A 10,921-nucleotide genomic window follows, 5' to 3' on the forward strand; every position below is an offset into this window, starting at 1 on the left:
GCACGGAAGCCTACGGGAAGTCGTCTCCGGACTCAGCACCGTCGACGCGATCCAACGCCGGATGACAGCTTACGTCCGTCTGCATGCACCTTTCACCTGCAATAGCCCCGATTTTCAACAGCATTGATGCCACGCTCCCAAAGGGAATTGACTGTGCCGGACAAGATCAAGCGATTCGCGAACTGGAACGTGAAGTGCGACACCGAGAGGATGCAGGCCGCGCTCGATACCATGCAGCCCGGCCATCAGTCGGCCATGACCCCGACACTGATGAGTTACACGAAGGGAAGCAGGTCCTGAACGCCAACTCGGTCAGCACGATTCTGCTGGTGCGCTGCCTCGGCTTCGGCGGGCATCTGCGGAGGCTTCCGCGCAAGCAGGGTGTCGCGTGACAGCCTCCAGCTTGCGGCGCGGGCGCTGCGCCTCAAGTGGAGAGCCCGGAGCGGAGACACGTCAGCCACGCACGCTCCAGTGACCCATGCCATTGATTCCTCCCGCCCGCCATCACCGCGAGATCACTGACGATACGGGCGTTGCGACCATCTTGCCCGGTCTTGCAGGCAGCCTGTTCCTTCAACGCCCCAACGACCTCAGAGTCTGCCCGGAAACACGGCATTCGACCCTGGCCTCAGCAATCCGACGTTGCGAGCTTCGGAAGCGCGCGTGTGCGAGACTTGAATCAGCCGAGACGACGCTGCCGACCTCCTACCGGATCTGGACTGCCGAACGCGGATGGCGACCAACTCTCGCTGCGGAAACCCCGGTCAGGAAAAGTCAACCGCCCTTGCCGGAGCGCCGTGTGCGGCCGGCGCCGAAGACTACTTCAGGCTCGGCCTCGCGCGTCTCCTGCGGTTCGCTCGTCCCCTGTACGAGGATTGCGTTTCACCATCTCTTCCCCAGCCGTCGAACCCGCCTCCGGCGCCTGCGCCAGGCATCAAGCCGATAGACTGCCCGGTAACGCTTCTCATCGCACCGTCAGTGTCGGTTGCTCCCTGCGTGTCTCCACCGATGGAGCGAGCTTCAAGCGCATACTCACCGAGGCTGACTGCCCCCTCGCCGGCACAGACCACGGACGGCGTGGAAATGACAGCGGCTCGAATTCCGTCGACGTGGACCAGGCCGGTTTCGTAGAACTCATCCTCAGTCCCGCGAACATCGGGCCGGGCGTCATCTTCAACTACCTTCTGCGCTTTCAACGCCTCGGCAATCTCGGGCAGGGCAAGGATGGCGTCGGCGGCATTCCATCGACCGCCGGTTACGTCAGTTCCAGCCGAGACAATGTCCGCTATCTTCTCTCTCAGGCTCATCGTGTCTCCCTTCTAACTTGCTACTTCTGACACCTGCCAGACCACTCGCGGCTTTGGTCCCCACGATCGGTCAGGCTCCAGATCTCAGAACCGCATGACCAAATGACTGCTCTTGACCGCGAGCGGCTGCGGCGTCGGTACATCAGGCGCGGGGCTGGTCATACTCGCGCGGTTCAGCAGCTTCGGGCCCGGTACAGGCCGCGAATGCCGAGCACGCCGACCAGCATGCCTCCGGCAATGAGCAGCAGGTCGATTGCGCTCATGGCCTCGTGCAGCACGCCGACAAGACCGACGGCGACGGCCGCGGCCGCCGCCACAAGCGCGAGGTAGCTCACTACCCTCCAGCGCTTTGATGACGCGCGGGTGGTCAGGACTTTTGCGCTAACTGACATAGGACCCTCCTTTGTCTAACACAGGACCTTCTTCTTTGCGGACAATGGGCGAATGAGTCCACCCGGGACTGGGGCGGCAGAATACTGACCGGGCCAATGGCAACCCGGCTGGTACTGTGGATGACAGGGATTGCCGACCGTGAAGAACCAGCTTGAAGCCCTCTTGACGTCAGAAACCTGGCTCCGGAGCAGGCATGAACTGACCGCTCCACAACGGAAGGTCAATGCCCGGCACGATCACCTGGCTCTCGCACGAAGACCTCGGACAGCGAGTCGGAGTACTCACGGTGCCAGTCGGCGGTCTCGCTGAGCACTACGGCGAGCGGACTGCCGCGCTCGAGCAGAAACGTCGATATGCCGCAGCGGTCAGCTACACTTCGCCAGTCGGGCTTCGGCTTGACCAGCGCGGAATGATCGGTGACTGCCTGAGGGCCGAACCCGCCCTTGGCGTCAAAGAACAGCTTCCGGTCCGGCCGCGCCCAGAGCAGATAGCTGCTCCACGTCTCGCGCACGAAGAGGTTGTCCGGCAGGCCTTGGGCCTCGACGTACCGGACTGCGGCTGCCGGATAGCCGGAGAAGTCGAAGTCCAGGTTCATTGGAGAGACTCGAAGGCGCACCGCGCCGACCAGTGCGAGCGGAACTGCAATCGCCCAGAACCAGCCGCCGGCGGCTTCGAACTTCGCGTCGAACTTCCGGAGGAAGCCGCTCCGTCCTGCCGCGGGCGCAAGCGCCGGCAGCAGCGTGCGACCCAGCGCAAACACCGCGACCACTCCGAAGAGCGGCATGTTGCGATTGCTCACGCCGGAAGCGAGGGCGGCCGCCGTGACGAGAAGTATCACGGTGATGGGCTGTCGCCGCAACGACAGACCCCACGTCACCATCGCCACGAAGCACCCCCAGACCACGGTCTCCCAATCCGCGACGCCACTCCACTCGGACAGGCCACGGAGCATCGGCAGGGCTCGCGCTATCTCTAATGGCATCGAGTACATCCTCCACCCGTAAGGATTGATGGCGACGGCCGCCACGGAGGCGATGAAGCAGACAATCAGAGCCCATCGGTCCCGGACCTGCCGAGCCATGGGCAGGAACACGAGAATCACGAACGGGGCGACCGCGAACCCCGGGTGCAGATTGGTCCAGATCGCCGTCACCAAAGGTATCAGCCAGAGGGAATACCGAACGCCAATTGCCGGACGCCGGGCGCCCCGCGGTTGGTCGCTCGCTCCTCGCCGCTCGCCCATTCTCTCGACCCACCCGGACAGGATGAACACTTCCAGCGTCAGAAAGGCCATCGTGAACATCACCGGCCGGCCGGACAGGTAGGCCGCCGTCGTCACCAGGGCAAAGCCCAGCGGGATGAGGTTCAGGAGCATGTTCGGGTTGTCGCGCTCGATCATCTTGTAAAGGAGATAGAAGATGAACCCGGCCACGGCCGAATTCACTATCGCCACACCGGCTCCGCCGAGCCACTGGTACGCGCCGGACAATACCACCTGAGACAGCCAGGAGTAGTCGTAGCCGAAGCCGGCGGACGTCGAGTAATAGAAATGGCTGATGTCTGGCACCGCGTGGTGCGCAAGAATCCACCTGCCGATCGCCATGTGCCACAGTGTATCCGGGTTGTTGGGTCTGGTCAGCGTGGCGACGAATGCCGCGACGCCGACGCCGACCCCGGGAGTCGGTACTAGCGCGCGGACAAAAAAGCCGCGAACACCGGACGGCGCTCGCGAGGCGGTCCCAGCGCGATGATTCGGGACTCCGGTCTCCGCCGCTTGCACTGCCTCGTTCGGAATTTGCTAGGCCACCGGCAGCGTGACCACCAGGTAGATACGGTGGAGATACGGAATCAGCGCGCCGGCAATCGCTCGTGACGCGGCAAGAGATGCGAAGGCGATGGCGAGCGTGGCGACCACATACTCAGTGGCCGTCACTGCCGTCTCGTCGCGCAGCAGCCGCCCAATCAGGGAAGCCTCGCGCTCCGGACTCCGGGCTTGCGGCCGGTTGCTTGCGGCTTGTAGCTTCATGTGCGGCTAGCGGCGACGGCGGTAGAGCTGCTTCGAAGTCCAGTCATACTGACGCGACCTGATGTCGGGATAGTCGGCCCGCATCCTGTCCAGCAACGCCACGGCGAGGTCCTGCTTGCCCTGTTTGAGCAATACGAAGGCGTCGGCCGAATCAACGCTGAACTGGTGATCCAGTTCGATCTCGGCCGAAGTCACCATGCTCTGCACTGCGTCGTGGTCCGCTCCCTGGAGCGCAGCCAGCGCCAGCTTCCAGTAGTTGATCGCCAGACCGAAGTTGCCGGGAAAACGGTAGTCGTAATAGTACTTGCCTTGCTTGAGCAGCTTCGCGACACTGTCGGGCATCCCGCTAACGTCAATCCTGTCCCAGAGGATCGGCACCGGCGCCGAAGTATCCGGGTTCGCCGCGGATGCTGCGGCCGACGCCGCGTGTGCCCGGTGATGCAGCGGCCGGACTTCCTTCATCACGCGCGGCACGAAGGCATAGACCCCGGCGCCGAGGACGAACGCAAACACGGCCACAAATGCCATCCGGCTGGTCTCTCTGGTCTTGCTTCGCCGATTCCTCTCAGGCCGCTCCTCCGGCATTGTCGTCTCGTCGGAGGCGTCCATCACCGATTCAGAACCGTAGTCATCAGCCATTAGAGCGACCCCGCTGCACCGGACGACATGAATTGGAAGTACATCGGGCCGAGGATCATGATGAACGTGGCCGGGAAGATGAAGACGAACAGCGGAAAGAGCATCTTGACTGACAACTCGTACGCCGACTTCTCGGCCCGCTGGAAACGCCGCTCCAGCAGGTCCGCCGACTCTGCCCGCAACACCGGCCCCAGGCTGGCCCCGGTGTCGGTAGCCTGGGCCACGGCGTTGGCAAAGGACGTGAAATCCGGCAGGTCCATCTTCCGGGCTGTCTCCTTCAACGCCTCGGATCGCGACTTGCCCAGGCTCATGCTTCGCAAGTACGTCTGGAGCCGCCACGTCAACGGACCGGACTTGAGCGTCTGGGTCAGTCTCAGCACCGCGGCGTCAAAGCCCATCCCGGCTTCCACCGAAAGGGCCAGCAGATCAAGAAAGCCGGGCAGCGCCTTCGTGCAGGCGAGCTCCTGTTTGCGAATTGCCGACGACAGCCAGAGATCCGGGCCGACAAATCCCACGAAGATAAGAGCCAGGAGCAGCAGCCCGTTGTGGATCGTCATGGCGACGACGATGAGTCCGAGCCCGGTCATGACCAGGACTCCGGCAATCTTCAGGACCAGAAACACATCGGCGGTCAACTCGAACTTAAGGCCGGCCCGTTCGATTTGATGCGCGTACCGCTCCCTGACGCCGGGCAACGGCAGGCGCTGCGTATGCACCGAAAGCCGCTTGGCCAGCGGCCACAGGGCCAGGATAAACCCGGGCAATCGATTCTCCCACACTCCCGCCTCTGGCCGTGCCTTCGAACGCCGGGATCGCAACCGCGCGGCGAGTATGACGACACCGACCAAACCGAGCGTCAAAGCTACAAGTAACATATACCTCCCTAGACGTCCACGGCTACCAGCCGCTGTATGACGGCGTAACCCGCGACCTCAAGCACGACAACGATGACGAGCAGTACCTGTCCGATGACGGTGGAGAACATTGGATGCATCATGTCCGGGTCCAGCATTGCCAGGATGGCCGCCAGTCCCCACGGCAGCAAGCTCATGACGATTCCCTGCAGCCGCCCGGAGGCGGTCAGAGTGACAATCTTGCCCCGTATCTGGTTCCGCCGGCGGACGGTCTCCGCTATCTTCACCAGCACGTCGGAGAGCACGCCGCCGGTCTCCTGCGCGATGCTGATGGCATCGACGATGACGCTCAGGTCTTCGGAATTGAGACGTTCTTTCATGTCCTGAAGTGCCTGAACCAGCGGCTTTCCGACCCGGTTTTCCTGCAGCGCGTGGGCGAACTCCTGCCGGATGGGCGGACCCATTTCGCGCGTGACCTGCTCCATCGCCTGCATCAGGCTCATCCCCGCCTTCATTGCCCCGGCCACCACGACGATGGCATCGAGCAGCTGGCCCTCAAGCTTCTTGCGCCGCCGTCTCTCCATGTAGGATATGTAGAGGCGGGGAGACATGAATCCGCCGACCGCGCCTGCGAGCGTCGGCACCGCCCTGAAACCGGTCAGCAAAGACAAGAGCAGCGCGCCGCCGGCCGCGCTGCACAGGGCATAGAGCCACAGCCGTCCCGGAGACACCCGCAGGTAAAGCGCCTCCACCCTCTGCTCGGCCTGTTCGATATACTGGCGGCGGTAATTGACCACGGCCTGCATCCCCACCATGACAATGAGAATCACCGACCCGAAGATTGCAGCGCAGGCTAAAACGCTAAGCAGCGAACACCTCCATCGGGAATTTAACACCCCGGGCTCTCAGTCGGTCTACAATCGCAGGGATGGTGCCGGTGGGCACGTACCGGCCGATTATCCGTCCTGTGGCATCAACTCCCTGCTGCTTGAAAAGGAATATCTCCTGCGTCAGGAACACGGCGTTCTCGCCGAGTCCGGAGACCTCCGTGATATGGGTAATCTTGCGCGAACCATCCGGCTGGCGCGCCGTCTGGACGATCATGTCGATTGCCGACGCGACCTGCTCCCGTATCACCCGCGAAGGCAGGTCTACGCCGGCCATCAACACCAGGGTCTCGAGCCGGGACAGCGTGTCCCGGGGCGAATTGGCGTGGATGGTAGTCAGGGAACCGTCGTGTCCCGTGTTCATCGCCTGCAGCATGTCCAGCGCCTCGCCGCCTCGGCATTCGCCGACCACGATCCGGTCCGGCCTCATGCGCAGCGTGTTCCTTACCAACTCGCGGATCGACACGGCACCGGTGCCCTCGGTATTGGCGGCCCGCGACTCAAGCGAGATGACGTGCTCCTTGTTGATCTGTAGTTCGGCGGCATCTTCGATGGTTATGATCCGCTGGTTGTCGGGAATGTAGTTGGAAAGGACGTTGAGCAGAGTCGTCTTGCCGCTGCCCGACCCGCCCGAGATAAGGATGTTGGCCCGGTACTTGACCATCAGCTCGAGGAACTTGACCATTTGCCGGCTGATCGTTCCCAGTCGGAGCAGGTCTTCCGCGTTCAGCTTGTTCCTGAAGAACTTGCGGATCGTCACCTTCGCGCCGTGCAGGGCCAGTGGCGGTATTATCACGTGTACGCGCGAACCGTCGGGCAGCCGGGCGTCAACGTACGGCACGCTCTCGTCCACGTGCCGGCCCAGCGGCTGGATGATGCGCTGGATCACGGAACGGACCTGGTCCTCATTCAGGAAGCGCTCGCCGCTGAGCTCGATCCGGCCACCGCGTTCGATGTAGATCTGGTCGGGCCGGTTCACCATGATTTCGGTAATCGTGTCGTCGCCCAGGAACTTCTCCAGCGGCCCGAGGTCGAGAAAGTCGTCAAGCAGCTCCGTCAGCAGCGTCTGCGGCGTCCACCCCGGAGGAATCGCGTACGCCGGTTCCGACAAAATGGCCACCACAATCTCGCGCACCTTCGACCGGAATTCCTGTTCGCCGATCCCGTCGAAGCTCGTCTTGTGCCGGTTCACACGGCTCAACAGCTCGTTCTGGACGCGCTGCTTGTACTCGTACAGCTCCTCGGGCGTCGAAGCCGAGGCAGTATCGAAGGCAGCCTCGCCGGAAGGCGGGACGCCCCCCGTCTCCGGCTGTCCGTGAGACGTCCCGGATTCGGGGACTTGTTCCAGCAGCCGGTCGGTCAGGTCGACGGGCCCGTCAACGTCTGCGAGCGATACCGGATCGGCCGGCTCCGGGGACCGGGAACTGGAGGCGTGCGACAGCAGGGGGTCTTCAGTTTCCCGCCTCTTGTCAATCAGCCTCCCGATCAACGACACTGGTTCACCTTCCCATGTCCCCGGGCTTCGTTATCTTCAGGAAGTCCTGCCCGATGCCGTCAACGGTCACCCGCGGCGTGACCAGAATGATGAGTTCCCGCCTCTGGGAAGACGATGAGATTGCGAAAAGCGGGAAGAGGCAGCCGCCCTTGGTGTCGCGATTCTCCACAGCGTTATAGAGACCGGCTATGGCCACTGTCTTGTCCTTCTCAACCGCGACACTCATGTCTACGCTGCGAGAGCTCAGCGCATTCTCGCTCGAGCTCGACACCGTGCCGACCGGTTCGCTCGACTCGATGCTCATCTGCAGCAGCACGTCGTTCGCCCGCGCCTCAGGCGTGACCTTCAGCGTAATGCCGTACGACTTGTAATCGACGCCCTCGGTTCCACTCTGCCCGAGCACGTGGTAGGGTATCTCACCGCCGGACGATATCGTGGCTTCCTTCCCGTTCTCGGTAACTATCCTCGGGTTGGCGATTATCTTGGCCCGCCCGCCATCGAGCTGAGCGTTCAAGGCCTCCAGCAGTTGGTTGGACAGGGCGAAGCTGACCTGGATATCACTGGAGTTGACCTTGCCGGCCGTAAGGTCGGCCAGCGTGAAGGCGCCGTTCATCGCTCCCTCGCCGGTCGTCGGCGAGATGTTCAGGATACTGAAGCCCGCGGAGTTATCGACCTCCACCTCCACGAGTGTGACGCCGATGTCAACCAGCGGCTCCTTGGCGGTGACGACCACCAGATTGATCACTTCGGGGAATGCGGCAATGACCTTGTTGAAACGTTCGAGGTTCGCGGTGTTGTCGATTTTTCCCTCCACGATGACCTGGTTGCCGGCCGGCGTGTAGGTCAGGTTGAGGTTCCCAAGCAGCGTCCTCAACTTGCCGATCGTCTGCTCCGGAGGAATCGAGACTACCTGGACCGAGTACTGGAGAACCTCATCCCCGTCCTTAACCGTAACCGAGCCCCATCCCTCACCGTCGCCGATGACCTTCACACGCCGCGCGTCCAGCCGACTGATGTGCAGGGGGCCGGTGAATGAGATGTCGCTCCCGGACGGGACATCCAGGATCTTCTGCTCCCCGACGCCGATCGTCAACTGCTGCTGACCGTACGCCCGGCTTCCTGCGACAATCGACAGCAGGCAACCGACCGCCACCAGCCAGGGCGAGACCTCGATGACGGACCGACGTCCCGAACGCCGGCTGCTGCTTTCGCGGTATGATTGCCTAGTCACGGTGGATTGTCCCCGTTGCTGCGGCCTCCTGGGCCAGCCGCGCCGTTCGTTCGGCGCCCAGCTCTTTGGCCTTGGGCAGGACGTCACTGAGCTTGACCGGATCGAGTTTCAGTTCTGACTCTGGCTCCTTCTTGCTGCGTATGGACATGGTCAGGTTGCAGGGCTGAGCCGCGAGGAGCAGCAATTCCTCGGCCTCCGTGACATTCAACACCAGCACCGCGCCCACCTTGCCGATGACCGTCACCGCGGGCAGAACCTCAAACGCTCGCAAATCGCTACCCTGCGAATACGTGCCCAGGATGTCAATCACGTCCCCGGCCTTCACCGCGCTGTTGAGCACGCCTCCGAGGCTTAGAGCAATCGCTCGCTCGCGGAACTCGGGCCGCAGGTAGCGGTCGTACCCGCCCTGGTCAGCCAGCGGGATGGCGTTCCAGTACAGGGGCTGACCCGGGTCCATGTCCACCCCCACGATTCTTCCTTCCACCGCAACGATATCGTTGCCGTTCACGAAGTTTCCGCCGATCACGTCCTTGGGGAAGTCCCTTCTGAGAATCATGCCGTGCTTGATGGTATCACCGCCGGTGATCGGCCGCGCTGCGACCGCTACCGGCACCAGCACCACGTGCTTGTTCTTTGTCCGAAGATAGTACACCATCAGGACGATACCGGCCACGCCGAGCAGGATAGCCAGGACCAACGTGCGCCAGGCTCCGCCGGATAATGCGCTGCTCTTTCCACCTTCTGTCATAGTAAGTTACTTCCTTTCCTGCAAGCCGCCGGCCCCGACCTCCAGTCCGCAAATCCCGGGTGCGGAACTTGTGGCCGGAGTCGTGGCGGCCGTGGCTTGTCGTGGTCGCGATGCGACCGCTTCGCGAGCGTTACGGTCCGAGCTGCAGGAGTTCATCGCGACCAGACCGATGCGGGTCGTTCGCGAGTCCTGCTTCAGCAATTGCACAATAACCGTCCGGTTCTCATCGGGCTTCTCGAAAGTCTCGAGCACGGAGTCTGGCCGGGTCCCAGCCGTGACTTCGGGCTCCCCTGCGGTCACCCGCCGCCATCCGAGCTGCTTGAGGCAGAGGACGTAGTATGAGCGGACCGCCTCAATGCTGTCGGGCGTGAGGTAGAAACCAATGAAGCAGGCTGTGCCTTGCCCGACCTGCATCCGGCAGCTTGACTGCGGATACAGAGGGATATCCACGGCCGGGGCTTCCGCGTCTCCCGCACCGGGAAATAGCTGCTTCCTGAACTGGTTGCACGACGGTACCTCAAACACCCCGCCGGAACCGGACTCACCGGAAGACGGCAGAGCGAGTTTGAGGTCATAGTCCTTGTCCGGCTTCTGCCGCAGGTCCACGCCGGCCGGCGACAGCTTGCCGAGAGCGGCCAGCTTTGAGCTGTCGGCCGACAGATGGCCCCCGCCCCAGTCCGGCTGTGCGCCGCCATTGGTCGGAGCGCGGGAACCGGAGGCCGCCATCCGCCGTCCCTCCCAGGCCTCGAACTGCGCCAGCCTGGGTGCGAACATGAGGCAGACCCCAAAGCCAAGGACGACCAGGAGCATTGTCAGGAACACGCGCAGTAACGTCTTCATGGTTGCTACCGACCTCCAACGCGGCTGTAGATGGTTTCCAGAAGCGGAATCGTGGCCGGGATAGTCGGAATTGAACTGATCGACTGCGCCGACACTCGGTACCGCCCCACATAGTACGCGATACCCATGAACGTCGACCGGGCCGACGCGGCAGTGCCTGACCACGGGTTCAGTGCCGCCGCCGAACTCGAAAAGTACCCCACCGACCGCGACGAGAAGCTGAACAACGAACGCCCCGTGTTCGTCAGCCGGCCCCGCTGCTGGCCCTTCACGTAACCGGAGTAATAGTCATCGGTCAGGGTCGTAAACATCGTGTTGAGCCAGTTAGTCGGCAGACTGCTGGCCAGCGTGTCCCATCTCCCGGTCGAGAACGTCTGGGTGGCCGTGTCTGCCGACCGGCCGAACCTGGCGAGATTCGCGTCCCCGGAGTTGAACGCCAGCAATCGTGCGCCCATCTGCGCCGACTGTACGTGCACTCCCCATTGTGCGAGCAGCAGGCAG

At 62.9% G+C, this 10,921-nt stretch carries 13 protein-coding genes; 1 reads left to right on the forward strand and 12 read right to left on the reverse strand.

Annotation, left to right across the window (positions count from 1 at the left end):
* Positions 1–153: 153 nt before the first annotated feature.
* Positions 154–300, forward strand: coding sequence for a hypothetical protein (locus VMH22_07515; protein ID HTW91543.1), 147 nt, complete (start codon positions 154–156; stop codon positions 298–300).
* A 518-nt stretch (positions 301–818) separates the two neighbouring features.
* Here the strand turns inward: VMH22_07515 and VMH22_07520 are convergent.
* From VMH22_07520 to VMH22_07575, 12 genes are all read right to left on the reverse strand, one after another.
* Positions 819–1,307, reverse strand: a complete 489-nt coding sequence (locus VMH22_07520; protein HTW91544.1) for a hypothetical protein — start codon at positions 1,305–1,307, stop codon at positions 819–821.
* Positions 1,308–1,480: 173 nt separating this feature from the next.
* On the reverse strand, positions 1,481–1,699 hold the full coding sequence (locus tag VMH22_07525) for a hypothetical protein (GenBank protein HTW91545.1): 219 nt from the start codon (positions 1,697–1,699) through the stop codon (positions 1,481–1,483).
* A gap of 221 nt (positions 1,700–1,920) precedes the next feature.
* A complete protein-coding gene (locus VMH22_07530; protein HTW91546.1) occupies positions 1,921–3,480 on the reverse strand; it encodes a hypothetical protein in 1,560 nt (519 codons plus the stop codon).
* Positions 3,481–3,498: 18 nt separating this feature from the next.
* Entirely contained in the window at positions 3,499–3,726 is a 228-nt protein-coding gene (locus tag VMH22_07535) for a hypothetical protein (GenBank protein ID HTW91547.1), read from the reverse strand.
* 6 nt (positions 3,727–3,732) lie between these two features.
* The gene (locus VMH22_07540) at positions 3,733–4,365 is read right to left on the reverse strand and encodes a hypothetical protein (protein ID HTW91548.1); all 633 of its coding nucleotides are present in this window, start codon (positions 4,363–4,365) and stop codon (positions 3,733–3,735) included.
* Entirely contained in the window at positions 4,365–5,129 is a 765-nt protein-coding gene (locus VMH22_07545) for a type II secretion system F family protein (GenBank protein ID HTW91549.1), read from the reverse strand. The genes VMH22_07540 and VMH22_07545 overlap by 1 nt, the downstream gene beginning before the upstream one ends.
* Positions 5,130–5,248: 119 nt before the next feature.
* On the reverse strand, positions 5,249–6,049 hold the full coding sequence (locus tag VMH22_07550) for a type II secretion system F family protein (protein ID HTW91550.1): 801 nt from the start codon (positions 6,047–6,049) through the stop codon (positions 5,249–5,251).
* A 31-nt stretch (positions 6,050–6,080) separates the two neighbouring features.
* Entirely contained in the window at positions 6,081–7,601 is a 1,521-nt protein-coding gene (locus VMH22_07555) for a CpaF family protein (protein ID HTW91551.1), read from the reverse strand.
* Between the two features lie 4 nt (positions 7,602–7,605).
* A complete protein-coding gene (locus tag VMH22_07560) occupies positions 7,606–8,832 on the reverse strand; it encodes a hypothetical protein (protein HTW91552.1) in 1,227 nt (408 codons plus the stop codon).
* On the reverse strand, positions 8,825–9,580 hold the full coding sequence (locus VMH22_07565) for a hypothetical protein (GenBank protein HTW91553.1): 756 nt from the start codon (positions 9,578–9,580) through the stop codon (positions 8,825–8,827). Before VMH22_07565 ends, VMH22_07560 begins: the two co-directional genes overlap by 8 nt.
* 6 nt (positions 9,581–9,586) lie before the next feature.
* Positions 9,587–10,420 carry a hypothetical protein gene (locus VMH22_07570; GenBank protein ID HTW91554.1) on the reverse strand — a complete coding sequence of 278 codons (834 nt, stop codon included), beginning with the start codon at positions 10,418–10,420 and terminating at the stop codon, positions 9,587–9,589.
* Positions 10,421–10,425: 5 nt separating this feature from the next.
* Positions 10,426–10,921, reverse strand: a 496-nt coding sequence (locus VMH22_07575) for a hypothetical protein (GenBank protein ID HTW91555.1), incomplete at its 5' end; no start/stop codon positions are given.

It is taken from the genome of bacterium (genome assembly GCA_035505375.1).
Taxonomy (GTDB): domain Bacteria; phylum Hydrothermota; class Tepidihabitantia; order Tepidihabitantales; family Tepidihabitantaceae; genus UBA2258.